25 protein-coding genes are annotated in these 26,058 nt (G+C 70.3%); 10 read left to right on the top strand and 15 right to left on the bottom strand.

Annotation, left to right across the window (positions count from 1 at the left end; all coding sequences use genetic code 11):
• Window positions 1-104: 104 nt before the first annotated feature.
• Both C4T42_RS06410 and C4T42_RS06405 read left to right on the top strand, forming a co-directional pair.
• Window positions 105-857, top strand: a complete 753-nt coding sequence (locus C4T42_RS06410) for an SDR family oxidoreductase (RefSeq protein ID WP_103984888.1) — start codon at window positions 105-107, stop codon at window positions 855-857.
• A gap of 134 nt (window positions 858-991) precedes the next feature.
• The gene (locus C4T42_RS06405; RefSeq protein WP_103984887.1) at window positions 992-2,953 is read left to right on the top strand and encodes a cytochrome C oxidase Cbb3; all 1,962 of its coding nucleotides are present in this window, start codon (window positions 992-994) and stop codon (window positions 2,951-2,953) included.
• A gap of 189 nt (window positions 2,954-3,142) precedes the next feature.
• Here the strand turns inward: C4T42_RS06405 and C4T42_RS06400 are convergent, their stop codons facing one another.
• From C4T42_RS06400 to urtA, 10 genes are all read right to left on the bottom strand, one after another.
• On the bottom strand, window positions 3,143-3,712 hold the full coding sequence (locus tag C4T42_RS06400) for an ATP-dependent Clp protease proteolytic subunit (RefSeq protein WP_103984886.1): 570 nt from the start codon (window positions 3,710-3,712) through the stop codon (window positions 3,143-3,145).
• Window positions 3,713-3,771: 59 nt separating this feature from the next.
• Window positions 3,772-4,827, bottom strand: coding sequence for an aliphatic amidase (locus tag C4T42_RS06395; RefSeq protein WP_091977677.1), 1,056 nt, complete (start codon window positions 4,825-4,827; stop codon window positions 3,772-3,774).
• A gap of 47 nt (window positions 4,828-4,874) precedes the next feature.
• Window positions 4,875-5,192, bottom strand: a complete 318-nt coding sequence (locus C4T42_RS06390) for a zinc ribbon domain-containing protein (RefSeq protein WP_103984885.1) — start codon at window positions 5,190-5,192, stop codon at window positions 4,875-4,877.
• 126 nt (window positions 5,193-5,318) lie between these two features.
• Complete coding sequence (gene fmdA / locus C4T42_RS06385; RefSeq protein ID WP_103984884.1) at window positions 5,319-6,548, bottom strand: formamidase; 1,230 nt, start codon at window positions 6,546-6,548, stop codon at window positions 5,319-5,321.
• Window positions 6,549-6,611: 63 nt separating this feature from the next.
• Window positions 6,612-7,631: an alpha/beta fold hydrolase gene (locus C4T42_RS06380; protein ID WP_020090549.1), complete on the bottom strand. Its 1,020-nt coding sequence runs from the start codon at window positions 7,629-7,631 to the stop codon at window positions 6,612-6,614.
• Window positions 7,632-7,640: 9 nt separating this feature from the next.
• Complete coding sequence (gene urtE / locus C4T42_RS06375) at window positions 7,641-8,405, bottom strand: urea ABC transporter ATP-binding subunit UrtE (RefSeq protein WP_020090548.1); 765 nt, start codon at window positions 8,403-8,405, stop codon at window positions 7,641-7,643.
• Window positions 8,406-8,407: 2 nt separating this feature from the next.
• Window positions 8,408-9,193, bottom strand: a complete 786-nt coding sequence (gene urtD / locus C4T42_RS06370; protein WP_020090547.1) for an urea ABC transporter ATP-binding protein UrtD — start codon at window positions 9,191-9,193, stop codon at window positions 8,408-8,410.
• A gap of 7 nt (window positions 9,194-9,200) precedes the next feature.
• The gene (gene urtC / locus C4T42_RS06365) at window positions 9,201-10,373 is read right to left on the bottom strand and encodes an urea ABC transporter permease subunit UrtC (RefSeq protein WP_020090546.1); all 1,173 of its coding nucleotides are present in this window, start codon (window positions 10,371-10,373) and stop codon (window positions 9,201-9,203) included.
• A gap of 13 nt (window positions 10,374-10,386) precedes the next feature.
• A complete protein-coding gene (gene urtB, locus C4T42_RS06360; RefSeq protein WP_012322399.1) occupies window positions 10,387-11,313 on the bottom strand; it encodes an urea ABC transporter permease subunit UrtB in 927 nt (308 codons plus the stop codon).
• Window positions 11,314-11,509: 196 nt separating this feature from the next.
• On the bottom strand, window positions 11,510-12,778 hold the full coding sequence (gene urtA / locus C4T42_RS06355; RefSeq protein ID WP_042669481.1) for an urea ABC transporter substrate-binding protein: 1,269 nt from the start codon (window positions 12,776-12,778) through the stop codon (window positions 11,510-11,512).
• A gap of 283 nt (window positions 12,779-13,061) precedes the next feature.
• Between urtA and C4T42_RS06350 the strand changes: the two genes are divergently transcribed.
• The 4 genes from C4T42_RS06350 (at window position 13,062) to C4T42_RS06335 (ending at window position 18,166) form a co-directional block, all read left to right on the top strand.
• On the top strand, window positions 13,062-16,442 hold the full coding sequence (locus C4T42_RS06350) for an ATP-binding protein (protein WP_020092963.1): 3,381 nt from the start codon (window positions 13,062-13,064) through the stop codon (window positions 16,440-16,442).
• Window positions 16,435-17,352, top strand: a complete 918-nt coding sequence (locus tag C4T42_RS06345; RefSeq protein WP_020092962.1) for a DNA-binding response regulator — start codon at window positions 16,435-16,437, stop codon at window positions 17,350-17,352. Before C4T42_RS06350 ends, C4T42_RS06345 begins: the two co-directional genes overlap by 8 nt.
• 146 nt (window positions 17,353-17,498) lie before the next feature.
• On the top strand, window positions 17,499-17,732 hold the full coding sequence (locus C4T42_RS06340) for a hypothetical protein (protein ID WP_042669484.1): 234 nt from the start codon (window positions 17,499-17,501) through the stop codon (window positions 17,730-17,732).
• Between the two features lie 47 nt (window positions 17,733-17,779).
• On the top strand, window positions 17,780-18,166 hold the full coding sequence (locus C4T42_RS06335) for a hypothetical protein (RefSeq protein ID WP_020092960.1): 387 nt from the start codon (window positions 17,780-17,782) through the stop codon (window positions 18,164-18,166).
• Between the two features lie 6 nt (window positions 18,167-18,172).
• Here C4T42_RS06335 and C4T42_RS06330 read toward each other — a convergent pair whose 3' ends face one another.
• Window positions 18,173-18,616: a DUF488 domain-containing protein gene (locus tag C4T42_RS06330; RefSeq protein ID WP_020092959.1), complete on the bottom strand. Its 444-nt coding sequence runs from the start codon at window positions 18,614-18,616 to the stop codon at window positions 18,173-18,175.
• 202 nt (window positions 18,617-18,818) lie between these two features.
• Here C4T42_RS06330 and C4T42_RS06325 point away from each other — a divergent pair, with 202 nt between their 5' ends.
• Window positions 18,819-19,703, top strand: a complete 885-nt coding sequence (locus tag C4T42_RS06325) for a GH25 family lysozyme (RefSeq protein ID WP_020092958.1) — start codon at window positions 18,819-18,821, stop codon at window positions 19,701-19,703.
• A gap of 134 nt (window positions 19,704-19,837) precedes the next feature.
• Window positions 19,838-20,611 carry a Crp/Fnr family transcriptional regulator gene (locus C4T42_RS06320; protein WP_020092957.1) on the top strand — a complete coding sequence of 258 codons (774 nt, stop codon included), beginning with the start codon at window positions 19,838-19,840 and terminating at the stop codon, window positions 20,609-20,611.
• Window positions 20,612-20,639: 28 nt separating this feature from the next.
• Here C4T42_RS06320 and C4T42_RS06315 read toward each other — a convergent pair whose 3' ends face one another.
• The 4 genes from C4T42_RS06315 to C4T42_RS06300 are packed head-to-tail and all read right to left on the bottom strand — an operon-like array spanning window position 20,640 to window position 23,909.
• A complete protein-coding gene (locus C4T42_RS06315; RefSeq protein ID WP_103984883.1) occupies window positions 20,640-21,413 on the bottom strand; it encodes an ABC transporter ATP-binding protein in 774 nt (257 codons plus the stop codon).
• The gene (locus tag C4T42_RS06310; RefSeq protein WP_103984882.1) at window positions 21,413-22,465 is read right to left on the bottom strand and encodes an iron ABC transporter permease; all 1,053 of its coding nucleotides are present in this window, start codon (window positions 22,463-22,465) and stop codon (window positions 21,413-21,415) included. The genes C4T42_RS06315 and C4T42_RS06310 overlap by 1 nt, the downstream gene beginning before the upstream one ends.
• The gene (locus C4T42_RS06305; RefSeq protein ID WP_103984881.1) at window positions 22,462-23,526 is read right to left on the bottom strand and encodes an iron ABC transporter substrate-binding protein; all 1,065 of its coding nucleotides are present in this window, start codon (window positions 23,524-23,526) and stop codon (window positions 22,462-22,464) included. Before C4T42_RS06305 ends, C4T42_RS06310 begins: the two co-directional genes overlap by 4 nt.
• Entirely contained in the window at window positions 23,526-23,909 is a 384-nt protein-coding gene (locus tag C4T42_RS06300) for a VOC family protein (RefSeq protein WP_020092953.1), read from the bottom strand. The genes C4T42_RS06305 and C4T42_RS06300 overlap by 1 nt, the downstream gene beginning before the upstream one ends.
• A gap of 231 nt (window positions 23,910-24,140) precedes the next feature.
• Here C4T42_RS06300 and C4T42_RS06295 point away from each other — a divergent pair, with 231 nt between their 5' ends.
• The gene (locus C4T42_RS06295; RefSeq protein WP_056531888.1) at window positions 24,141-25,061 is read left to right on the top strand and encodes a J domain-containing protein; all 921 of its coding nucleotides are present in this window, start codon (window positions 24,141-24,143) and stop codon (window positions 25,059-25,061) included.
• Window positions 25,062-25,188: 127 nt separating this feature from the next.
• Complete coding sequence (gene fabI, locus C4T42_RS06290; RefSeq protein WP_020092951.1) at window positions 25,189-26,013, top strand: enoyl-ACP reductase FabI; 825 nt, start codon at window positions 25,189-25,191, stop codon at window positions 26,011-26,013.
• The last annotated feature ends 45 nt before the right edge of the window (window positions 26,014-26,058 follow it).

Raw genomic sequence — 26,058 nt, 5'->3', positions numbered from 1 at the left:
CCCGTGGAACGCTGAGTGCCACATTCGCCGACTACCCGCATCATCGTTCCGGCGGCATGTCTCCGACCAACGGCGCGCACGGTGCCGAACAGCGGAGAACGACGATGACCGGCAGGTTTCAGGACAAGGTCGTGGTGGTGACTGGCGGCACCAGCGGCATCGGGCTCGCCGCGGCCCAGGCCTTCGTGGCCGAGGGGGCCTCGGTGTTCATCACGGGCCGCCGGCAGGAGGCACTCGACGCGGCGGTGAGGCAGATCGGCGGCCGGATCACGGGCGTCCGCGGCGACATGGCGAACCTCGCCGATATCGATCGCCTGTACGACGCGGTCCAGCAGAAGCACGCGCAGATCGACGTGGTCTTCGCCAATGCCGGCGGCGGCAGCTTCGCGCCGCTCGGCGCGATCACCGAGGCGCATTACCAGAGCATCTTCGACACCAACGTGAAGGGCGTGCTCTTCACCGTGCAGAAGGCGCTGCCGCTCCTGCGGGACGGCGCCGCGATCGTACTCACCGGATCGACCACCGGCAGTTCGGGCACGCCCGCCTTCAGCGTCTACTCGGCCACCAAGGCGGCGGTGCGCAACTTCGCCCGGAACTGGATCCTCGACCTGAAGGACCGGCGCATCCGCGTGAACACGATCAGCCCGGGCGTGACCGAGACCGCCGGCCTCGACGAGCTCTTCGGCGGCGGCGATCAGGCGGCGGCCACCAAGGACGTCCTCGCCGGCCAGATCCCGGCCGGCCGCGTCGGCCGGCCCGAGGAGATCGCCCAGGCGGTGCTGTTCCTCGCCTCGGACGCGGCGAGCTTCGTCAACGGCGTCGAGCTGTTCGCCGACGGCGGGCAGGTCCAGATCTGAGGGTTCGGGGCGGCCGGGACGCGACACCCGGTCCCGGCCGCCCCCGTGAACCCTGGCAATGGCCGGCGGTTAAAGGCCCGGCCCTCCGGTCCCGCTTCCTCGCGGGCGGGCGCCGGGAAGGACAAACGGTTTCCATGGGCTGGCCGCGCCGCATCCTGATCACCGCCGGACTCGTGACCGTCGCGGCCGGCGTCGCCCTGGGCGTCGGCCGCTTCAGCTACGCGCCGATGCCCGACCGGGCGGACCTGCTCAACCCGGACCGCTACCCGATCCAGACCGCCTTCGACATCCTCGGCCGCCGCGTCTCGCGCGCGGAGGCCGACCGGCTCAGCGGCATCGAGGCCGGACGGAAGGCGCTCTCGCCGAAGAGCGGTGCGGTCGCGATCAATCCCGCCATGGTCGAGCGCGGCCGGCAGGCCTTCTATCAGGAGACGTTCGGCAACGAGGTCTTCCTCACCGACGTCATGGGCATGCTCGACGGCGGCCTGACTCCCACGCAGGTCGCCCTGGCGGTGGCCAAGCTCGGTGGCCAGGGCACCACCGATCTCAAAGTTGCCATGGCCAGGGACGTGCGCGTCGGCGACCGCGTCTACCGGGCGGGCGAGCTGGTCCCGACCGGGCTCGACGTGCCGAAGGGCGGCGCCTTCATCATCGGGATCAAGACCTTCTACGACCGCGGCCACCTGCGCATGGGGATCACCTGCGCCCTGTGCCACGCGGCGGTCGATCCCGGCACCGGCAGGGTCGTAGAGGGTGCGCCCAACACCGACCTCAATGCCGGCCTGCTGATGGCGCTCGCGAAGAACTCCTCGGCCTACTTCATGCACGCCAGCGTGCCGGAGGCCGATGCCAAGCCCCCCGCTGATCCGCAGCATACCGGCTCGACCGGCACGGGGCCGGCGCTCCCGGACGCCGCTTCCGTCGAGGCGGCCACGAAGGTGCAGGTGGCGAGCTGGCCGCCGGGCAGCTTCGACTCGTCCGCCGACCGGGTGACCAACCCGACCTCGATCCCGTCGAGCTTCTCGGCCCACGGCGAGCCCTACAGCTGGAGCGGGCGCGAGGCGATCGGGCCCTTCGCGGGCCTGTCCTCGCTCAACAACAACGTCCACGCGGCCAATTCCGACACGACCCAGCTCGCCGCCGCCGCGCCCTGGCTGTTCGGCATGGATCCCGAGACGTATCTCGGGATCGTGCTGCGCGGCTCGGCCACGGATGCGTTCCGCTACAAGCCCGACGGCGGCCGGAGCCCGTCGGAGGTGCTGCGCAGCGTCGATCCGACCCCGGCCTCGCCGGGGCTGAACAGCTACGCGGTCCTGCCGACCTACCCGGCGACCAACTACGTCACCGACAACGGCCTGTTCACGTCCGTGCCCGGGGAGCCGGTCAACCACGCCAACAACGCCATGTCGGCCTTCCAGAACCTGCTGCACCCGCCGGCCGCCGGGCAGGATCCCGACCGGGTCCGCGCGGGCCGCGCGGTGTTCGAGAAGGCCGGCTGCGGCAGCTGCCATTCCGGCCCGGCGCTCACCAACCACCGGGTCGTCCCGGAGGCCGAGATCGGCACCGAGCCGACCCGGGCGCGGGCGGGCGCCAAGATGGAGGCGCGCCTGTCGGCGCCGGCGATGTTCGCCGCCGACACGCCGTTCCCGACCCCGGCCGACCCGGTCATCGTCCCGATGCCGCTCGCGGGCGACGCCCTCGCCCAGGTGCAGCTCGCCTGGGGGCAGGGGGGAACGGAGGGCGGCTACAAGGTGCCGAACCTCGTGGGCCTCGCCTGGACGGCGCCGTACCTGCACGATTCCGGCGTCGCGGTCGGTCCCGATGCCGAGGGCCAGCTCGGCGTCCCGGGCACGCTGTACCGGGGTGTCGCCCCCGATCCCGCCAACAGCCTGCGCGCCCTGGTCGACCGGGATCTCCGGGCGAAGGTGATCGCCGCCAACGCGGCCTCGGACACGGCGCGGATCGCCCGCGTGACCGGCAAGGGGCACGCCTACTGGGCGGATGCCGGCTCGGGCGTCTCGCGCGAAGAGCAGACGGCGCTGATCGCGTACCTGCTCTCGGTCGATCGTCTGACGGAGCCGGCCGCGACGCCCTGACCGCGCCGCCCGCGAGCCGGATCTCCCATGTCGCGGACCCTCACCCCGGTCTTGGTCAGCCTCGGCCCCTGTTACCCGGCGCTGTGAAATTTCATCGTCCTCGCGGGCGGGGCGAAGCGATCCAGCAGCGCCGCGCGCGCCGATGTCGCGCTGCCCTGGGTTGCTTCACTGCGTTCGCAAAGACGCGGCTCAGATCACCGCCTCGATCAGGCCGCGCCGCTTGGCCTCCTCGGCCTCGAGGTACCAGTTCGACGGTGCCTTCTCGAGCACCTCGTCGAGGGTGACGTCAGAGCCCTGGATCAGGTTGGCGAAGCCCTCGTTCTGGATCTCGATCGAGCACAGGATCTCGTTGAGCGTCGCCTCCACGGAGGCGATGCAGGTGGTGAGCGGTCCTTCGACCTGAAGCTGCTTGTTCATCTTGCGCTCGTGGATCATCAGCCGCGTCCCGCACGTGAGATAGCGGTTGGGCCGGGCGAAGAAGCTCATGAAGGTCGTGCCGGCCGAGTAGATCGCGGCCTTGCCGAGAAACACGAATCGCCGGTTCGGATCCATCGCGCTGTTGAAGCGGATGTCCTCGCCCATCATCCGAGCGACCTCCGGGTCGCCGCCGAGCGTCGTCAGCTCGACGACGACGAGGTCGCGGTCCCCCGCCGCGTCGAGCTGGCGGCGGAAGTCCTTGTACATGTCGTAGTCGACCGGTCCGGAGAGCAGGACGGCCGGGGCCCGGAAGGCGGTTGGGCCGAGGGGAGTCGTGTCCATGGTCCTCCTCATCAATAGAGCGGCCCAGACCCACTTCTCCCGCGGCTCCGGCCCGGCGATCAGCGCGCCGGGTCGGGCGCACCCTGGCCCTTGCCCACGAAGGGGATGCCCTCGATCGGGCATTCCTCCGTGCCGACGCTCTGACGGGTAATGGCCCGGACGGCGTCGCGGGTCCCGTCGGGATCCTCGATCCAGCGCCGGTAGAAATCGTAGGGGCATTCCGACATCCCGTGCCGGTTCTCCTTCGAGTTGATCATGCCCGTGTAGCCGCGATGCAGCAGCTTGAAGAGGTGGTTCTCCGACTGGCCGTGGGCGCGGAAGTCCCGGATCAGGAATTTCGATAGGGCGGCGTACTGGATGCCCATCTCCTCCTCGCCGCACTCGCCGAGCGTGCGGCCGTCGAAGCCGATGATCGCGGAGTGGCCGAAATAGGTGTAGACGCCGTCGAAGCCCGCCGCGTTGGCCACCGCCACGTAGGTGTTGTTGGCGAAGGCCATCGCCTTCGAGATGACGACCTGCTGCTCCTTGGCCGGATACATGTAGCCCTGGCAGCGGATGATCAGCTCGGCGCCCCGCATGGCGCAGTCGCGCCAGATCTCGGGATAGTTGCCGTCGTCGCAGATGATCAGGCTGATCTTCAGCCCCTTCGGCCCGTCCGACACGTAGGTGCGGTCGCCCGGGTACCAGCCCTCGATCGGGGTCCAGGGCATGATCTTGCGGTACTTCTGCACGATCTCGCCCTGGTCGTTCATCAGGATCAGGGTGTTGTAGGGCGCCTTGTGCGGGTGCTCCTCGTGGCGCTCGCCGGTGAGCGAGAACACGCCCCAGACCTTGGCCTCCCGGCAGGCGGCGGCGAACACCTCGGTCTCCGCGCCCGGGACCGTCGAGGCGGTCTCGTACATCTCGGCGGCGTCGTACATGATGCCGTGGGTCGAGTATTCGGGGAAGATCACGAGGTCGAGGCCGGGCAGGCCGGTCTTCATGCCGACGATCATCTTGCCGATCGCCTTGGCGTTCTCCAGCACCTCCGCGCGGGTGTGCAGGCGCGGCATCTTGTAGTTCACGACGGCGACGCCGACGCTGTCCTGGCTGGACGAGATGTCTCCGTGCATCATGGCGTGATGTCCTCCTGACCTTGATCGTCCCCCCGGTTGAGGGCGGCTCAGTGGCTGATCATCCAGGGCCGCGCCTTCGGGAAGCTCTTGGCGGCGGCCGGAGCGGCGCTCGCTTTCTTGGGTGAGCAGCAGCCGCAGCCGGCCCCGTGACTGCCCGAGCGCCGGGGAGCGTGGCGGCTGCGCTCGTTAGTGGCGTGGGCGGCCCGCAGCCCCGCATCCATGCCGGCGATGCGCGGCGCGGTGAGGAAGGCGCGCTGGCTCGTGCCGCCGCAATCCGGGCAGGCGTGCGGCTCGCGGAACTCCGCCATCGGCCGCATCACGGTGAAGGGCCCGCAGGCCTCGCAGGCGTAGTCGTAGACGGGCATGGGTGCTTCCAGCAGGGTCTTGAGAGGTGCGAACGGTGCCGACGGATCGCGGGTCCCCTCTCCCGCACGGGAGAGGGGGCAGGTCGCGTCCGGTGAGACCGAGGTGCCCACCGGACGACCGGAGGGTCAGAGATCCGGCGAGAGCGGCATCTGCACCGAGCCGTCGAGGAACTTGGTCGGTCCGTCGGCGCCGGGGTTGATGTCGAACTCGAAGATCTTGGTGGGTATCCAGAGCGTCGCGCAGGCGTTCGGGATGTCGACGACGCCCGAGATGTGGCCCTGAACCGGCGCCGTGCCGAGGATCGAGTAGGCCTGCGCGCCCGAGTAGCCGAACTTCTTCAGGTACTCGATCGCGTTCAGGCAGGCCTGCCGGTAGGCGATGTGGACGTCGAGGTAGTGCTGGCCGCCGCTCTCGTCGACCGAGATGCCCTCGAAGATCAAGTGGTCGTCGTATTTCGGCGTGATCGGCGACGGCTTGAAGATCGGGTTCTTGATCCCGTACTTGGCCATGCCGTCCTTGATCAGCTCGACCTTGAGGTGCACCCAGCCGGCCATCTCGATGGCGCCGCAGAAGGTGATCTCGCCGTCGCCCTGGCTGAAATGCAGGTCGCCCATGGAGAGGCCGGCGCCGGGCACGTAAACCGGGAAGTAGATCTTCGAGCCGCGCGACAGATCCTTAATGTCGCAATTGCCGCCGTGCTCGCGGGGCGGGACCGTGCGGGCGCCGGTGGCGGCGGCCGCATCCTTCGCGTCGCCCTTCAGGCGGCCCATATGGGCGGTCGGGCCGAAGGGCAGGGTGGCGAGCGCCGGCACCCGCTCCGGATCGGTGTCGTAGAGCGCCTTCTCGCGGGTGTTCCAGGTCTCCAGCATCTTGGGATCGGGCAGGCAGCCGATCAGGCCGGGATGGATCAGGCCGGGGAAGCGCACGCCCGGGACGTGGCGGGATTTCGTGAACATGCCCTCGAAGTCCCAGATCGACTTCTGGGCCTGCGGGAAGTGCTCGGTGAGGAAGCCGCCGCCGTTCTTCTTCGAGAAGAAGCCGTTGAAGCCCCACTGGCTCTCGGGCTTGGCGCCGATGTCGAGGAGGTCGACCACCAGAAGGTCACCGGGCTCGGCACCCTCGACGCCGATCGGTCCCGAGAGGAAGTGCACGATCGACAGGTCGATGTCGCGCACGTCGTCGGCGGAATCGTTGTTCTTGATGAAGCCGCCGGTCCAGTCGTAGGTCTCGACGATGAAGTCCGCGCCGGGCTTCACGTAGGCGACCATCGGGATGTCGGGGTGCCAGCGGTTGTGCACCATGTCGTTGTCGTAGGCCGATTGCGTGAGATCGACCTTGATCAGCGTCTCGGGCATCTCGTGTCTCCAGCTCCCTGACTCAACCGGGGCAGGCCCCGTCCGCGCGCCGTTGCGCGTCTCTCACCCGCTCGCGAGCAGCTCTTTCAGTGCGTCGTCGAGGACCTTGATGTCGTCCGGGCTGGTGCCGGGCCCGCCTGCGAAGTGGCCCCACCACGTGTCGATCACGCGCAGCTCCGCGTTCGGCATGGCGGTCGCCTCGATGGCGTTGTCCTCGGGCGGGAAATAGAGATCGGTCGAGGCGGGCATCAGGATCGCCTTGGCGCGGATGGCGCCGAGCGCGGCCTTGAAGTCGCCCTTGAAGGTGTCGTTGGCGCTGATGTCGCCGTGCTGCCACGTCCACAGCATGGCGAGCAGGTTGTTGGCGTCGCGCTCGTAGAACAGGCCTTCCCAGAACCCGATCAGGAAGTCCTCCAGCGAGGCGTAGCCCATGTGGGTGATGTCGGCCTCAAGGCGGTAGAAGGTCTGCGACAGTCCCCAGCCCGCGTAGACCCGGCCGAAGGCGCGCAGGCCCCGGGTCGGCGGGCTCGTGTACCAGCCCTCCGCCCAGGCGGCGTCGGCCTGGAGCGCCGCCTTGGCGCCCTCCAGGAAGACGTAATTATGCCGGGAGCACTTCGCCGAGCCCTGAAACGGCAGGATTCTCGGCACCATGTCGGGGTACATCGACGCCCAGTGGTAGGTCTGGAGCGCGCCCATCGACCACCCGGTGACGAGCACGAGTTTCTCGATGCCGAAATGCTCGGTGACGAGGCGGTGCTGGGCACGGACGTTGTCGTGGGCGGTGACGTTGGGAAAGCGCGGCCCGTTCCAGGGCGCGGGCGTGTTGCTCGGCGAGGATGACAGCCCGTTACCGAACATGTTCGGGATGATGATGAAGTACTTGTCCGGGTCGAGCGCCTTGCCGGGGCCGATCAGCCATTCGTTCTCGGTGTGCTGGCCCGAGTACCAGGTCGGGTAGACGATGGCGTTGTCCTTGGCTGGGCTCAGCGTCCCGAAGGTCTTGAAGGCGAGCTTGGCCGCGCGCAGCGTCTTGCCGCACTGGAGCACGAAGTCGCCGAGCTCGAAGATCTCGTGATCGGCCATGCTGCGCCCCTAAACCGACAGGAACCGGGCGACGGCGGCCTCGTCGATCCCGTCGCGCGGGGCCTCGTGGACGATGGCGCCGTTCTCCAGCACGATCACCCGGTCGGCGACGTCGAGTGCGAAGCTCAGGACCTGCTCGGAAACGACGATGGAGAGGCCGCGCTGGTCGCGGATCGCCTTCAGGGTCCGGCCCATCTCGCGGATGATCGAGGGCTGGATGCCCTCGGTCGGCTCGTCGAGGAGCAGGACCTTCGGGCGGCTCGCCAGGGCCCGGGCGATGGCGAGCTGCTGCTGCTGCCCGCCCGAGAGGTTGCCGCCGCGCCGTCCCTTCATCTCCAGCAGGACCGGGAACATGTCGTAGAGGTCCTGCGGCACCTTCCGGGTGCCGGTGACTGTCAGGCCGGTCTCGATGTTCTCCTGCACCGTCATGGTCGAGAAGATCATGCGGCCCTGCGGCACGTAGGCGAGGCCCTTGGCGACCCGGGCGTGGCTCTTGAGCCCGGCGACGTCCGCGCCCTCGACCTGGATCGAGCCGGCCCTGACCGGCACGAGGCCCATCAGGGTCTTCATCAGCGTGGTCTTGCCCATGCCGTTGCGGCCCATCACGGCGACGATCTCGCCGGGCGCCACCGAGAAGGTCAGCCCGTGCAGGACCTCGCTCTGGCCGTAGGCGGCGTGCAGGTCCTCGACGGCGAGGGCCGGCGTCGCGGACGGGGCCGCGGCCAGCGGGGGCGCCTGGACGCCAGGGATGTGCGCAGTCTGGAGCGACGCCATCGTCAATGTCCCAGGTACACTTCGATGACCTTCGGGTCGTTCTTGACCCGCTCCATCGAACCTTCGGAGAGCACCTTGCCCTGGTGCAGGACGGTCACCCGGTGAGCGATGTCCTCGACGAACTTCATGTCGTGCTCGATCACCAGCACCGAGCGGCCCTTGATGATCTGGTTGAGAAGCTCGGCGGTCTTGATCCGCTCGCCGACGCTCATCCCGGCCACCGGCTCGTCGAGCATCAGCAGCTCCGGGTCCTGGATCAGCAGCATGCCGATCTCCAGCCACTGCTTCTGGCCGTGGCTCAGGAATTCGGCCCGCTCCTTCAGCTGGTCCTTCAGGAAGATCGTCTCGGCGATGGCGTGGATGCGGTCGCGGACCTCCGCGTCCCGCTTGAACGTCAGCGCGCCGAACACCGAGCGGCCGCGGGGGAACGAGATCTCCAGGTTCTCGAACACCGTCAGGTCGTCGTAGATCGACGGCGTCTGGAACTTGCGGCCGACGCCGGCCTGCACGATCGCGCTCTCGGAGAGCTTGGTCAGTTCCTGGCCCTTGTACTTGATCGAGCCGGCGCTGGCCCGGGTGCGGCCGCAGATCAGGTCGAGGACGGTGGTCTTGCCGGCGCCGTTCGGCCCGATGATCACCCGGATCTCGTCGGGATCGACGTAGAACGACACGTCGTTCACCGCCTTGAACCCGTCGAACGAGACCGTGAGCGCCTCGACGGCGAGGAGGTAGTCGGGCGGGGCGGCCTCGGCGCCGACCACGGGGGAGGAGAGGATCGCGGCGTTCATGGCTTGCTCACTCGGCCGGAGTGCCGTGGGGCGGGACGATGGCGGGCGGCGGGGCGCGCAGCCCCTTCACCCGGCGGGTGAGGCGAGGCTCGATATGCTCGCGCCAGATGCCGGCGAGGCCGTTCGGGAAAGCCAGCACCACCGCGATGAACAGGGCGCCGAGGCCGAACAGCCAGAGATCCGGAAAACTCTCGGAGAAGCTGGTCTTGGCCCAGTTGACGAGCAGCGTGCCCCAGACCGCGCCGAACAGCGACAGGCGCCCGCCGACCGCGGCGTAGATCACCATCTCGATCGAGGGGACGATGCCCACGAAGGAGGGCGACATGAACCCGACCTGGAGGGTGAACATCGCGCCGCCGATCGCCGCCAGTCCGGCGGCGAAGCAGAAGGCGAAGACCTTGAACCCCGCCACCGAGTAGCCGGAGAACCGGACCCGGTCCTCCTTGTCGCGCATGGCGACGAGGATGCGGCCGAGCTTCGACTTCTTCACGTACTGCGCCGCCAGGATGCAGGCGATCAGCAGGCCGCCATTGACGAAGTACAGGATGAACTTCGCCGAGTCGGTGCGGATGTCCCAGCCGTGGAGGGTGCGCAGGTCGGTGATGCCGTTGATGCCGCCGGTATAGCCCTGCTGGCCGACGATCAGGATGGTCAGGATCGCGGCAATCGCCTGGGTGATGATGGCGAAGTAGGTGCCGCCGACCCGGCGCTTGAACATCGCGAAGGAGATCAGCATCGCGAACAGGACCGGGACGGCGACCGCCAGGATCAGCGTCAGCGGCAGGCTCTTGAACGGCTGCCAGAACCAGGGGAGGGCGGTGATCTGGTTCCAGTCCATGAAGTCCGGGATGCCGGGAGTCGACTGGATTTTCGTATTCTCGATGCTCGAAGCTTCCAGCTTCAAGTACATCGCCATGCAGTAGCCGCCCAATCCGAAAAAGACGCCCTGGCCGAGGGAGAGGATACCCGCGTAGCCCCAGCAGATCACCAGCCCGAGGGCGACGAAGGCGTAGGTGAGGTACTTGCCGACGAGGTTGAGGCGGAAGCTGTCGAGCACCAGCGGCAGGACGACCAGGATCACCCCGGCCAGGAGGAGCAGGCTCAGCCACTCCACCGGCTTCATGAACGGGTTGTCGTTGACGGTGACGGATTTGGTGAGAGTCTGGACCGGGTTCGTCATCGGGAAAACATCCTCAGCGCCGGACCTTGAGGGTGAAGAGGCCCTGCGGCCTCAGCATCAGGATGCCGACCACCGCGAGCAGGGTGATGACCTTGGCCATCGAGCCGGAGAGGAAGAACTCCAGGGTCGACTGCGTCTGGGAGATCGAGAAGGCCGACGCGATAGTGCCGAGCAGGCTCGCGGCCCCGCCGAACACGACGATCAGGAAGGTGTCGACGATGTAGAGCTGGCCCGAGGTCGGCCCGGTCGAGCCGATCATCGTGAAGGCCGAGCCGGCGATGCCCGCGATGCCGCAGCCGAGGCCGAACGTGTAGCGATCGACCTTCTCGGTATCGATGCCGACCGCCCCCGCCATGGCGCGGTTCGACATCACGGCGCGGACCTGCTGGCCGAAGCGCGACCGGAAGATCAGCAGCGCGACGCTGACGGTGATCAGGATGGTGACGGCCATGACGAACAGGCCGTTGATCGGGATCTCGATCGTGTCGGTGACCTGCACCGAGCCGATCAGCCAGGACGGCAATTCGACGCCGACCTCGCGGGCGCCGAAGATCGACCGGTAGGCCTGCTGGAGGATCAGCGACAGGCCCCAGGTGGCGAGCAGCGTGTCGAGCGGGCGCTTGTAGAGGAACCGGATCAGGCCCCATTCCACCAGCATGCCCAGAGCCCCGGAGGCGAGGAACGCCAAGCCCATCGCGATGAAGAAGTAGATCGGGAACAGCGCCGGCAGGTAGGTCTGGAAGAAGGTCGAGCAGAGATAGGTGACGTAGGCGCCGAGGATCATGAACTCCCCGTGGGCCATGTTGATCACGCCCATCTGGCCGAAGATGATCGCGAGCCCCAGCGCCATCAGCAGGTAGACGGAGAACAGGATCAGGCCTGCGAAGCCCTGCATGGCGAAGATCGCGCCGAGGTCGCCGAGGGAGTAGTCGCCGAGCATGGTTTCGGTCTTCCGCAAAAGGAGTGCGTCTTCTGCCGACTCGTCACGGCCTCCGGGCGAACCGGGCCGTCTTTGCGAGCGGAGCGAAGCAATCCAGGGACGCGCTTCGTGCCGGAAAGTCTCGCTGCCCTGGGTCGCTTCGCTGCGCTCGCGATGACGCTGGGGAGGGGCTAATTTGCCCCTCCGAACGAGGTGACTACTGGTAGCCCTTCGGGAAGGGATCGGGCTTGATCAGCTCGGGGCTGGTGTAGACGATCTCGAACTGGCCGTCGGGCTTCGCCCGGCCGACCCGGGTCTTCGACCAGAGATGGTGGTTCTCGTCGATCTTCACGTAGCCTTCCGGCGCGCCCTTGAACTCGATCCCGGGCGAGGCCGCCACCACCTTGTCGACGTCGAACGAGCCGGCCTTCTCGCAGGCCATCTTCCACAGGAACGGGCCGAGATAGGCCGCCTGCGTCACGTCGCCGATGACCGTCTTCTCGCCCCACATCTTCTTGAACGCGGCCACGAATGCCTTGTTGTTCTCGTTCTGGATCGACTCGAAGTACTTCATGCAGGCGTAGGCCCCGGCGATGTTCTCGCCGCCGATGCCGTCGATCTCGTCCTCGGTCACCGAGATCGTCATCAGCACCTGCTTCGACAGGTCGATGCCCGCCGCCTTGAGCTGCTTGTAGAACGCCACGTTCGAGCCGCCGACCACGTCGGCGAAGATCACCTTGGGCTTGGTGAGCTTGATCTTGTTGATGACCGAGTTGAACTGCGTGTGGCCGAGGGGGAAGTACTCCTCGCCGACGACCTTGCCCTTGAGCACGTTCTCCACGTGCTTGCGGGCGATCTTGTTGGAGGTGCGCGGCCAGATGTAGTCGGAGCCGATGAAGTAGAAGCTGTCGCCGCCCTTCTCCTTGTGGACCCAGTCCAGGCCGGCGAGGATCTGCTGCGTGGCCTCCTGGCCGGTGTAGAAGACGTTCTTCGACTGCTCCAGGCCCTCGTAGAAGGTCGGGTAGTACAGCAGGCCGTTGTACTGCTCGAAGACCGGCAGCACCGCCTTGCGCGAGGCCGAGGTCCAGCAGCCCATCACGGCGGCGCAGTGGTCGTTGACGAGGAGCTTCTTGGCCTTCTCGGCGAAGGTCGGCCAGTCGGAGGCGCCGTCCTCCTGGATGATCTTGATCTTGCGGCCGAGCACGCCGCCGGCGTCGTTGATCTGCTGGATCGCGAGCTTCTCCGCTTCCTGCGCGCCCGTCTCCGAGATCGCCATCGTGCCGGTGACCGAGTGCAGAATGCCGACCGTCACCTCGCTGTCGGTCACCGCGAGGCCCGTGGTGTTGACCGCCGCGGTCGGCGGCGCCGCCCAGGCGGTGCGCGGCAACAGCGCCAGCGCCGGGGCGCCGGCCAATCCCATGAGCAGCCTGCGCCGCAGCGGGGAGCGCAAGCCGTGATCGGCGCCGGTCTCGGTGTCGTCTGCCATGTGCCTGACCCTGTTCGCGTCCGGGCCTTGAGAGGCGGCCCGGATCGACGAGCGCAGGCTAGGTCCTGGGTTGCAGTGCGGCCTATACGCGATTTTGCGTATGGCCGTGGTCTTGCATGCGCCGCACCATCGCGGCGGAATACTTTGAGGTCGGGGTGGCTGAGAGCGCGAATAGTGGGAGCACCGCTCCGGTGCCCGGTCTTTCGCGCGCGCGCGCGTCGCGCGGCCGCCCGTGCGCGACGCTGCCCGGGCACGACGGGCTGATCGTCCCGGCCGGGGCCCGATGAGCGGTCCGCAGCGCATCATCCCCATCCGCCGGGACTACAACCGCTTCGTCGCCGACGAGACGCTGGAGGATTACGCCCTCCGCTTCACCGCCAAGAAGGCGCGGCGCTGGTCGAGCCTCGAGGTGGCGCAGACGGCCCTCGGCTCGATCTCGTTCCTCGCGCTGGAGGCGATCGGCGGGACGCTGGCGCTCACAGCGGGATTTCCCAACACGGTGGCGGCCGTGCTGGTCGTCGGCCTGATCATCTTCGCCACGGCGGCGCCGATCACGGTCTACGCCGCCCGCTACGGCGTCGACATGGACCTGCTCACCCGGGGCGCCGGCTTCGGCTATCTCGGCTCGACCGTCACCTCGCTGATCTACGCGAGCTTCACCTTCCTGTTCTTCGCCATCGAGGCGGCGATCATGGCTCTGGCGCTGCAGCTCTGCTTCGGGCTGCCGCTCGGCGTCGGCTACCTGCTCTGCGCCGGAGCGGTGATTCCCCTGGTCGTCTACGGGATCCGGCTGATCAGCCGGTTCCAGATCTGGACGCAGCCGATCTGGATCGCCTTGAGCCTGCTGCCGCTGATCTTCGTGGCGGCGCAGGGCACGGGGCCGCTGCGGGCGCTCGCCGGCTACCCGGGCCTCGACGGCGGCGGGGGCGGCTTCGACCTCGCGCGCTTCGGTCTCGCCACCGGCGTCCTGCTGGCGCTGCTCGCCCAGGTCGGCGAGCAGGTCGACTTCCTGCGCTTCGTGCCGGAGCCGCGGGGCCCGCGCGACCGCCGCTGGTGGCTCGCCGTCCTCTCGGGCGGCGCTGGCTGGATCCTGCCCGGGATGCTGAAGATCCTGCTCGGCGCCGCGCTGGCGGTCCTTGCGCTGGGGCACGGCGTCCCGGCCGAGCACGCCGCCGAGCCGACCCGCATGTACGCGGTGGCCTTCGGCTACCTGACGGGGGAGGGGAGCCGGGCGGCGCTGCTGCTCACCGGGCTGTTCGTCCTCGTGTCGCAGCTCAAGATCAACCTGACCAACGCCTATGCCGGCTCGATCGCGTGGTCGAACTTCTTCTCGCGCCTGACCCACAGCCATCCGGGACGGGTGGTCTGGCTCGTGTTCAACGTCGCCATCGCGGTGCTCCTGATGGAGCTCGGCATCGACAAGACCATCGAGAGCACCCTGCCACTCTACGCCTCCGTGGTCTCGGCCTGGGTCGGCGCGCTCGCCGCCGACCTCGCGGTCAACAAGCCGCTCGGCCTCTCGCCCCCGGGCATCGAGTTCAAGCGCGCCCACCTTTACGCGGTGAATCCCGTGGGGACCGGCGCCATGGCGCTATCCCTCGCGGCCGGGGGCGCGGCCTATGTCGGCTGGCTCGGCGCGACCCTGCAGCCCTTCGCGCCATTGCTGACCCTGGCGATCGCGTTCTGCGCCGCGCCGGCGATCGCCTGGGCGACGGCGGGGCGCTGGTACCTGGCGCGGGTCCCGAAGCGGGATTGGGGCGCGGCCGAGGTGGTCTGCCGGGTCTGCGAATTGCCCTTCGAGGGCGAGGACATGGCCCATTGCCCGGCCTACGACGCCCCGATCTGCTCCCTCTGCTGCTCGCTCGACGCCCGCTGCGGCGACCTGTGCAAGCCCCACGGGCGCCTGGAGGTGCAGGCGCAGGCCGCCGTCGCGCGGATCCTGCCGGGCCGCACCGCTGCCTGGATCGGCGCGCCACTGGGCCGCTACCTCGCGGTGATGCTGACGCTCTGCGCGGTGATCGGCCTGATCCTCGGCATCGTGCACGCGGGCGCGACGATCGCCCACCCGGAGAATCGCGAGTTCCTGCGCACGGCGCTGACCAGCGTGTTCTTCACCCTGGTGGTGATCCTCGGCGTCGTGGCGTGGCTGTTCGTGCTCGCCCAGGAGAGCCGGCGCGTCGCCCAGGCCGAGACGATGCGCCAGACCGCGCTCTACCAGGCCGAGATCGCCGCCCATAAGATCACCGACGCCAAGCTGCAGGAGGCCAAGGAGCGGGCCGAGGCCGCCAATCAGGCCAAGAGCCGCTACGTGGTCGGGATCAGCCACGAGCTGCGAACGCCGCTCTCCACGGTGCTCGGCTACGCCCAGCTCCTCGAATCCGACCCCGCGATCCCGGCCCACCGGGTCAACGGCCTGCGGGTGATCCGGCGCAGCGCCCAGCACCTGTCGGGCCTGATCGACGGCCTCCTCGACATCTCGCGCATGGAGGCCGGGCGCCTCCAGATCCACCGCGACGAGGTCCGGCTGACCGACTTCCTCGACCAGCTGGTCGACATGGTCCGCCTCCAGGCGCGGGAGGCCGGGCTCGAGTTCCGCTTCGCGCGGCCCGAGATCCTGCCCGCGGTGGTCGCCACCGACGAGAAGCGCCTGCGGCAGGTGCTGCTCAATCTCCTGTCGAACGCCATCAAGTTCACGGAAGCCGGCACCGTCTCGCTGGACCTCAGCTACCGGAGCCAGATCGCGGTGTTCACTATCCGCGATACCGGGCCGGGCATCCCGGAGGCGGACCTCGCGCGGATCTTCGAGCCGTTCGAGCGCGGCTCGACCCCGGCCGCCCGCAGCACGCCGGGGACCGGGCTCGGGCTCACCATCGCCAACCTGCTGGCGCAGCTCCTGGGCGGCGAGATCACCGTGACCGCCGCCCCCGGCGGCGGCACGCAGGCGCGGCTGCGCCTGATGCTGGCCTCCGTGGCCCAGCCCGCGCCGATCGTCGCGCCCGCGCCGGCCGCACCCCCGGAGCGGGCCTACGCGGGCGCGCGCCGCACCGTCCTGGTCGCCGACGACGACAGCGCTCACCGCGCGCTGATGCGGGCGATCCTGGAGCCGCAGGGCATCTCCGTGCGGGAGGCCGGCTCCGGATCCGAGTGCCTCGCGACGGTCGCACAAGGCGGCGTCGACCTCGTCCTCCTCGACATCGCGATGCCCGGGATGAGCGGCTGGGCGGCGGCGGCGGCCCTGCGGCAGGCCGGGCATACCGGCCCGATCGCCATGATGTCCGCCAACGTCCACGAGATCAGCCCGACCCGGGGCGACGACGCCCCGCACGACGCGATCTTCGCCAAGCCCTTCGACCTGCGCGACGTGATGGAGCGGATCGGCAAGCTCCTGCACCTCGAATGGACCGAGGGCGCCGCGCCGGGGCGGTCCGGGGCGGCCGCGGCCGCGGCCGCGGCGGACGTCCCGGGGCCGGGGCCCGAGCATGTCGGCGAGCTCCTGCGCCTCGGCCGGATCGGGCATATCCGCGCCATCGAGGCCAAGCTGACCCAGATGGAGCAGGACCCGACCGTGCCGCCCGCTTTCGTCACCCGGATGCGCGGGCTCGTCGAGGGATACGACCTTCGCCGCTACCTCGCGGTCCTGCAGGAACTCGCCCGCCATGACTGAGGCGCCGAAGGTCCAGCCGCACCGGGACATCGTCCTGGTGATCGACGATTCGCCCGACACGCTGAGCTTCCTCACCGAGGCGATCGAGCGGTCCGGCGCCACCGTGCTGGTCGCCGTCGGCGGCGACCTCGCCCTGACCCTGGTGGACGAGATCACCCCCGACGTGATCCTCCTCGACGCGGTGATGCCGGGCCTCGACGGGTTCGAGACCTGCCGGCGGCTCAAGGCCAAGCCGCAGCTCGCCGGCGTGCCGGTGATCTTCATGACCGGGCTGAGCGAGACCGAGCACATCGTGAAGGGGCTCTCCGCCGGCGGGATCGACTACGTCACGAAGCCCATCGCCCCCGACGAGATCCTGGCCCGGATCCGCGTGCATCTCGCGAGCGCCCGCGCCGCGCAGAGCGCCCGGACCGCCCTCGACACGGCCGGGCGGACCCTGTTCGCGGTCGCCGAGGATGGCACGATCCTGTGGTCGACCCCGCAGGCCGGACGCCTGCTCGCCGGGCTCGGCGCGGTACCCTCCGGCACCCCCGCGCTGCCCGCCGGCGCCCGCGAGTGGCTGCGCGGTTGCCTCGCCGGCGCCGCCCAGCCCCTCGCGCTGACCGATCGCGACGGCGTCGCCTACGCCCTGACCTTCATCGGCCGCACCCCAGACGAGATCCTGCTCCGCCTGTCGCGCGACGCGCTGTCGGCGGGGGTCGAGCGGCTGCGGGTGCGCCTGCCGGTCACCGGGCGCGAGGCGGAGGTCCTCCTCTGGCTGTCCCGGGGCAAGTCGAGCCGCGACATCGGCGAGATCCTCGGGCTGAGCCACCGGACCGTGACGAAGCACCTCGAGAGCATCTACGCGAAGCTCGGCGTGGAGAACCGCACGGCCGCCTCGATCATCGCGGCGCGGCACCTGCAGGATTGAGCCCGCGCGGAAGCCGGTCGGCAGGGTTGCGCCGGCCGCGGATCCCCAAGCTTGTCCACAGGCGTCGATCCCCGGCGAAACGCCTTGGTAAGCCCCGCCGCCCCACGGTCCCGGCTCAGCCCGACAAGCCGAGTCCGGATGCGATGATGACCAGCCAGCAGCTCGCCGACGAACTGAAGCGGATCGCCACCACCCAGGTCAGCGACATCACGCGGGCAGTGAAGGAAGGCCAGAAGTCGATCGCCCTCAATGAGGTGCGGGACATGGCGCGGCGCCTCGGCCTGCTCGCGGACGCCTTCGATCCGAAATCCGCGGCCGAGAGATCCGAGGCCGACGGTGCGAGCGTCGCCGAAGCGGTCGACGACGCCCAGGCCGCCTGACACCCGTTGCCGGCGGCGTCCCGCCGGTCCCCTCCCAGGAGCGCTCCATGGTCCGCGCGCACTTCACCATCCGCCTCGGCAACGCCTCGCTCCCGGCCTCGGCGGCCCAGTGGGTCGAGGATGTCGAGGCCGCCCGGTCGACCGCGCGCACGATCGTGCAGGGGCTGATGCGTCAGCACGGCGGCGACCCACGCCTCATCGAGGCCGCGATGGTGATCACCGGCGACGACGGCGCCGTGCTGCTCGAGATGTCCTTCTTCGACACGCTGTACCTGCCGGTCGAGCCGGTGCCCGACGCCGACCGGCGCCGGCCGCGCGCGCCCCGCGGGGCCGCGCCGCGGGGACTGACGGCCGCCCTCGGCCCGGTCCGGCGCCTCGCCGGCGCGCTGGGCATGCGCGCGCAGCCGCAGCCGCGACCGCTGCCCGGGCGCTGAGACGCTTCAGCCGTAGAGATCGCTGACCACGAAGCCCCGCGGCGCGAGGCGCTCGGCCAGTACGCGCCGGTGGCAGCCGGCCGGATCGCGCTCGAAGCAGAGCAGGCAGATCGGCGACGCCTCGGCGAGCGCGGCGAGTTCGTCGAGCGCCGCGATCCCGGCAGCGGTGTCCAGCACTTCCTCGCAGTAGATCCGGCGCATCAGCGCCGCGTCCCCGGCCCGCGCCGCCTGCCGGCCGGATTTCGGGGTGCCGAGGCTGCGCAGATGCGCGTAGCCGAGCCCGGCTTCGCGCAGGGAGGTGCCGAGCGCGCCCTTCGAGAAGCCGCGCTTGCGCGAGTTCGCCACCGCCCGGACATCCGCCAGCACCGCGACCCCGGCCGAGCGCAGGACGCCGACGAGGCGCTCCGAGTCGAGGCCTTCGTAGCCTATGGTAAAGAGTTGCTTACTCACGGTGCCCCGTCCGGACTCGCGTTGCGGGACCGCGACTTAGCCGTATGCGGCCCTGTGAACCAGCCGGGGATCGACGCCGTATGTCGCGGGGATGCAACGCGTCCCGGAATTCCGCCGCAATGATCGCAAAGCTCCGTTAACCGCGCCAGGGCCATCGAATACGCCTGTCTGTGGCGCATCTTCGGTGGCGGGCTAAACACTGATGTCGCGGATCTACACGCCTTCGCGGTCACCGATCGAAGATCTCGCTCGGGGCCTGATCAGTCGCCTCAAGCCGGCCCGGCGTCTCGCCGGGCGCTTCGCCGCCGCCGCGATCCTGGCCGGCCTCGCCGCCTGCGCGTCGAACAACGACTTCTATCCGACGAAGGGCGACGCCAAGCCCCATCCGGGCGTGGCCAAGGCCAAGCTTCACCCGATCCAGGGCATCGATATCTCGAAGTGGCAGGGCAACGTCGACTGGGCCTCGGTCCGCGCCGCCGGCACCCAGTTCGCCTTCATCAAGGCCACCGAGGGCGGCGACCACGTCGACGAGCGCTTCCGGACCAACTGGGACGGCGCGGCCCGGGCCGGCGTGCCGCGCGGGGCCTACCACTTCGTGTTCTGGTGCCGCTCCGCCCGGGAGCAGATGGACTGGTTCAAGAAGAACGTCCCCAACGACCCCACCGCCCTGCCGCCTGTCCTCGACGTCGAGTGGAACGGCCACTCGCAGACCTGCCCGAAGAAGCTGCCCAAGGCCCAGGCCCTGGCGATGGTCACCGAGATGCTGGAGGAGATGGAGCGCTACACCGGCAAGCGCCCGATCATCTACACCGACATCACGTTCCACAAGGACGTCCTGGAGGGCGAGCTCCCCGATTACCCGCACTGGCTGCGCTCCACCGCGGCCGAGCCGGAGCAGCGCTTCGTCAACCGCAAGTGGATGCTGTGGCAGTTCACGTCCACGGGCCGGGTTCCGGGCGTGCGCGGCGACGTCGACCGCAACGCCTTCTACGGCACCCCGTCCGAATGGGCCTCGTTCCTGACGACCGACTGCGACCCGCGCGAGCACAAGCGGCTCTCCGAGCAGGGGCTCTGCACGGACAAGTAGATGAAAGGCGTCGGCGAAACCTAGGTTAGTTCAAGGACGTAGAGCGCGGGGTATGGCTGACGGGCCCGCGCACCGGCGGGCGAGCCCGAGAGGATCCTGACGGGAGACTCTCCTCCCGCACCTCTCCGTCCCCTATGCCGATCGACTCTGCCGCCTCCACCGGCAACCTGCTCCTCGACGCGCTGCCGGGTTCGGATCGCGCCCTGATCGCCCCCCACTTGGAGCCGGTGACCTTCGCCAAGGGGGATACGGCGCTGGCGGCGGGCGCCGCGGCGAGCCACGTCATCTTCCCCCGCGACCAGACCGTCGTGGCGCTGATCGTCGCCACGCGGGACGGCCGGACGGCCGAGATCGCGAGCGTCGGGCACGAGGGCGCGATCGGCGGGATCATCGGCGAGGGGCGGCTGCCGCCCGCGGTCAGCGGGCTGGCGCAGATCGGCGGCGCGGCTTTGCGCCTCGACGCGGCGCGGCTCCGGCAGGCCGAGCTCGAGTCATCGACGCTCCGCGACCTGTTCGCGCGCTACGCCGACTGCTTCCTGGCTCAGCTGTTCCAGATCGCGGCCTGCAACGCCCTGCACCCGATCGAGCAGCGCTGCCTGCGCTGGCTGCTGTCGCTGCAGGACCGGACGGGCGGCGACACCCTCCCGATCACGCACGAGGTCCTGGCCTCCATGCTGGGGGTCCAGCGGACCTACCTCACGCGGATCCTGCGGGTGCTGCAGGAGCAGGGCCTCATCCGGGTCGGCCGCGGGCGCATCACGATCCTCGACCGCCGGGCGGTCTCGAACGCCGCCTGCGAGTGCCACGCCCGCGTGCGGATGCAGTGCGAGGCGGTGCTCGGCGCGGTTTTCCGGGCCGAGGAGCCCCGCCGGACCGAGCCGGTCGAGACGCTGTCGCGCGCCGGGTGAGGGACCGGCCCGCGATCCGTCGACCACGTCAGGCAACGACCGGCACGCAGACCGGCGCCGCGAGGCCGGGCACCGGCGCCACCACCACGTCGATCCCGTAGATCAGGCGCAGCAGCTCCGGCGTGACCGTCGCGGCGGCGGGCCCGTCGGCGACGAGGCGGCCCGCGTGCAGGGCGATGAGGCGGTCGGCGCAGAGCAGGGCGTGCCCGGGATCGTGCGTCGAGAACAGCACGGCGATGCCGGCCTGGGCGAGGCGGCGGACCTGCCCGAGGACGCGGGCCTGGTTGCCGAAATCGAGGCTCGCGGTCGGCTCGTCCATGACGAGGAGCCGCGGCTCGCCGCTGAGCGCCCGCGCGATCAGCGCGAGCTGGCGCTCGCCGCCGCTGATCTCGGTGTAGACCTGATCGGCGAGATGGCCGATCCCGAGCGCCGCCAGCGCCCGCTCGGCGGCCGCGACGTCCGATGGCCCGGGGGCGGCGAACGGGCCGAGCCGGCTCGCCCGGCCCATCACCACGACCTCGCGCACCGTGAACGGGAAGTACGCCGCGTGCGCCTGCGGCACGGCGGCGATGGTGCGGGCGACGGCTTTCCGCGACAGGCGCGACAGGTCGGTGCCGTCGAGGATCACCCGCCCGGCGCGGGCGGGCAGCAGGCCGAGCAGCGTCTGGAACAGCGTGGTCTTGCCGCCGCCGTTCGGCCCGACGAGGCACAGCACCTCGCCGGCGGCGAGGTCGAACGACACGTCGTGGCCGACGATCCGGCTGCCGTGGCCGAAGGCGAGGTCCCGGACCCGGAGCAGCATCAGCTGAAGCCCCGGCGCCCGGACGCCAGCAGCCAGAGGAAGAACGGCGCCCCGACCAGGGCCGTCAGGATGCCGAGGGGCACCTCGACGATGCCGAGATTGCGGGCGATCAGGTCGACCAGCACGAGGTAGCCCGCCCCGAGAACGAGCGAGGCGGGCAGCAGGCGGCGGTAATCCGGCCCGACCAGCAGCCGGGCGACGTGCGGCACGATCAGCCCGATCCAGCCGATGACCCCGGTCATCGCCACGGCCGCCGCCGTGATCAGGGTCGCGCCGGCGATCAGGACGGGGCGCAGCACCCGCGTCTCCACGCCGAGGGCCCGCGCCTCCGCGTCGCCGAGGCTCATCAGGTTCATGCGCCAGCGCAGCAGCACCAGCGGCACGAGGCCGAGCAGCAGCATCGGCAGGGTGGCGGCGACGTCGCCGATGGTGACCGAGGACAGGCTGCCGAGGAGCCAGAAGGTGATCGCCGGCAGCTGGTTGTAGGGATCGGCCAGCACCTTGAGGAGCGAGATGCCCGCCCCGAGGACCGCCCCCACCGCGACCCCGGCGAGGACCAGCGTCAGGACCGGGTCGTGCCGCCGCACGGCGAGGCCGACGCCGTACACCGCCGCGACGGCGCCGAGCCCGCCCAGGAAGGCCAGGGCCTGGATCGGCGCCACCGGCAGGCCGAGATAGATCCCCAGGACGGCGCCGAGCCCGGCGCCGGCCGAGACGCCGAGGATGTCGGGCGAGACCAGCGGGTTGCGGAACAGGCCCTGGTAGGTCGCCCCCGCGGCCGACAGGGCCGCGCCGACGACCAGCGCGGCGATCACCCTGGGCAGGCGCACCTGCATCACGACCGTCTCCGCCGTTGCCGGAACCCGGAGGGGCAGCCCGAGCAAGCGGTGGCCGAGGATCGCGGCGAGGTCGGCGGGCGCGACCGGGTACTTGCCGACCGCCAGCGCCACGGCGGTCAGCGTCAGCAGGGCTAGCCCGGCCAGCAGCGCCGCGGGCAGGCGGAAGCGGGTGCGCGCCCGGATCGTCTCGGCGGCGGCCGGGACGCGAGTCACCGCGCCGGGCCCGGGGGGCCGCCCGGCGGCGTCGGGCCGAGGAGGGCGACGGCCTGACCGAAATCGAGGTCGACATGGTAGAAGCGGCCGTAGAAGGCGCGCACCACCTCGGGCATCGGCTGCGGGAACAGGTCCGGATGAAGCCGGGCCGCCAGCCAGCGCAGGCCGATCAGCCGGTTGACCCCCGGCGGGGCGTCGAACCACGGGAAAGGGTGGAGCGGCGCCACGTAGACCCGCCCGGTCCGCACGGCCCGGACGTCCCGCCACAGCGGGTCGGCGCGCAGCCCGGCCGCGAAGGCCGGGTCGAGGGTGACGATCACGTCGGGGTTCCAGGCGAGCACCTGCTCGGGCGAGACGTTGCCGAGGCGGCCGCCCCCGTCCTGCGCGACGTTGCGGCCGCCGGCGGCCTCGACCAGCTCGGTGTTGATCGAGCCGGCGAACCCCGTCTCCAGCCCGCGCGGCCCGCGCGCGTAGTAGACCCGCGGTCGCTTGTCCTCCGGGACCATCGCGACGGCGCGGTCCACCGTGTCGGCGAGGCTTTGGGCCTCCGCCGCCAGGGCGTCCGCGTCGGACTGACGGCCCAGGGCCGCGCCGAGCTGCCGATACGCCTCCGGTGTCTTCGCGAAGCTGCCGTCGAGCAGGATGTAGGGGATCCCGGTCTGCGCCTGGACCCGGTCGGCGAGCGACGCGTAGGTCGGCCCGAGGCTGCCCGAATCCACGATCAGGTCCGGTTTGGCGGCCAGCACCGCCTCGACGTTCGCCGTGCCGCCGCGCCCGGTCAGGCGGCCGTAGGCGGGGAGGGCCCGGGTCCGGGGCGCGAGGAAGGGCAGCGCCTCGGGATGCGGGGCGCTCACCCAGCCGGCCATGAGGTCGGGCGCCAGCGTGTAGAGGAGCACCGCGGCCGGCGGTCCCGCGGCGAGCACCCGCCCGACCCGTTCGGGGAGTTCGACCGTGCGGCCGGCCGCGTCCGTGAACGGGCGCGCCGCCGCCCCGCCGGACGCCGCCAGCAGCAGGATCAGCGCCGCGGTGAGGGCGCGGCGGCGCGCGGGTCGCGGCGCCATCAGGCGGATTTCCGCTCCAGGATCTCGATCAGCGCCCCGTCGGGGCCCTCCACGAAGGCGATCCGCAGGCCGGGGCCGCGCTCCGTGATGCCGGTCCGCACGGGCACGCCCCGGGCGGTGAGATCGGCCATCGCGGCCTCGATGTCGGCGACGCGCAGCCCGAAATGCTCGATCCCGAGGCAGGGCGTGGCGGTCGCCGGCGCGATCTCGTCCGGGGCCTGCTCGATGAAGACGGCGAGGCCGCCGAGGTCGAGCACGACGCGCTGCACCGGGTCCGCGCCGACGCGCTTCACCTCCCGGGCCCCGAAGGTCTCGACGTAGAAGGAGGCGGCCGCGACGGCGTCGCGGCTGCGCAGGTGGAGGTGGTCGCAGGCGTAGTGCATCGGCTCTCCGGTTTCAGGTGATCCAGACGGGCGCGGCCCCCGGCCCGGAGGCGCCGTTTTGCGCCGTGTCCGACGATAGGGCCGGCGCGGAGCCGCGGCGAGATCGGCCGCTTGACGTTCGGCCCGAACCCGCAGACTTTCGCCGCCAGAACCGTTGCAGGGATGCAACATCCATCCCACATCCCGGTTGCGAACCCACATCGCACAGCCAACCGCACAGCCAAGAGATCCATGCGCAATCCCTACGACGTGCTGGGCGTGGCCAAGGGGGCGAGCGAGGCCGAGATCAAGAAGGCCTATCGCAAGCTCGCCAAGGACTTCCACCCCGATCGCAACAAGAACGACGCCAAGGCCAAAGACCGGTTCGCCGAGGCGAATTCGGCCTACGAGATCCTGGGCGATTCCGAGAAGCGCAAGCAGTTCGACCGCGGCGAGATCGACGCCGAGGGCAAGCCGCGCGCGACCGGCTTCGAGGGGTTCGGCGGCTTCGGCGGCGGGCGCGGGGGCAATTTCGATTTCGAGAACATGGCGCGCGCGCAGCGCGGCGGCGGCGGCGGGATGGGCGAGGATATCTTCTCGCACATTTTCGGGGAGGCGTTCCGCGCCGGCGGGGCCGGTCCGGGCGGCCAGCGTCAAGCGGCCAGGGGCGAGGACGTCGCCGCGGAGCTGCTGGTGACGCTGGAGCAGGTCGCCAGCGAGGAGAAGCTGCGCCTCGCCCTGCCCACGGGCCGTGAGGTCGACGTCGTGATTCCCCGCGGCGTGGTCGACGGCCAGACCATCCGGCTTCGCGGCCTCGGCCAGAGTGGCGGCCTCCGGGCCGAGCCGGGCGACGCCCTCCTCACCATCCGGATCCGGCCGCACCCGCGCTTCACCGTCGAGGGGGCCGACCTGCGCACCAGTGTCGACGTTCCGCTGGAGGATGCCGTGCTCGGCGGCACGATCCGCGTGCCGACGCTCACCGGCGCCGTCGAGATGAAGATCCCGGCGATGACGAGTTCCGGCCGCACCTTCCGTCTGCGCGGCAAGGGGCTTCCGAAGAAGGACGGCACCCGCGGCGACCTGTTCGCCACGACGGCGATCGTCCTGCCGGAGGGCGAGGACGCGGCACTGACCGAATTCGCCCGCGGCCGCCGGGCGGCCAACGCGGCCTGACGCGCCGGCGTAGCCACCGGGGCGCGCATGAAGGTGCTCGGCGGCGTCCCGGACTTCCGTCGCCGGGCCGCCTCCGCTAAGGAGGCCCCCCGGCCCCGAGAGGGGTCGCGCGGCTTCGGGATCGATCATGGCGGAACACGGGCAGGGCCTTCTGGCGGGCAAGCGGGGCATCGTCCTCGGGGTCGCCAACAACCGCTCGATCGCCTGGGGCATCGCCCGCAGCGCCCGCGCCCACGGGGCCGAACTGGCGTTCACCTACCAGGGCGACGCCCTGCGCAAGCGCGTCGAGCCCCTGGCCAAGGAACTCGACGCCCACGTGATCGGGCACTGCGACGTCACCGAGGCGGCCACGATCGACGCGGTCTTCGCGGAGGCCGCCAGGGTCTTCCCGGACGGCATCGACTTCGTCGTCCACTGCGTCGCCTTCTCCGACAAGGACGAACTGACCGGCCGCTACATCGAGACCTCCGAGGACAATTTCACCAAGTCGCTCCTGGTCTCCTGCTACTCGTTCACCGCCGTGGCCCAGCGCGCCGAGAAGATCATGCGCCCGGGCGGCTCGCTGGTGACGCTGACCTATTACGGCGCCGAGAAGTGGATGCCCCACTACAACGTGATGGGCGTCGCCAAGGCGGCCCTGGAGGCGTCGGTGCGCTACCTCGCGGCCGATCTCGGCCCGAAGAACATCCGGGTCAACGCCATCTCGGCCGGCCCGATCAAGACCCTCGCGGCCTCCGGGATCGGCGATTTCCGCTACATCCTGAAGTGGAACGAGTACAACGCGCCCCTGCGTCGGACCGTGACGATCGGGGAGGTCGGGGAGACCGCGTCCTACCTCGTCTCCGACATGGCGGCCGGCATGACCGGCGAGATCCTCCACGTGGATGCCGGCTACCACGTCGTCGGCATGAAGAATCCCGAGGCGCCGGATCTCACCCTCGACAAGGACTGAGACGGGTCTGTCGTCGCGGCGGCCCGGACCTGAGGCGTGAGCGGC

The sequence above is a fragment of the Methylobacterium sp. 190mf genome, assembly GCF_900107945.1.
GTDB lineage: Bacteria > Pseudomonadota > Alphaproteobacteria > Rhizobiales > Beijerinckiaceae > Methylobacterium.
The sequence above is the reverse complement of the archived record's forward strand: the minus strand, read 5'-3'. Positions and strand labels throughout refer to the sequence as shown.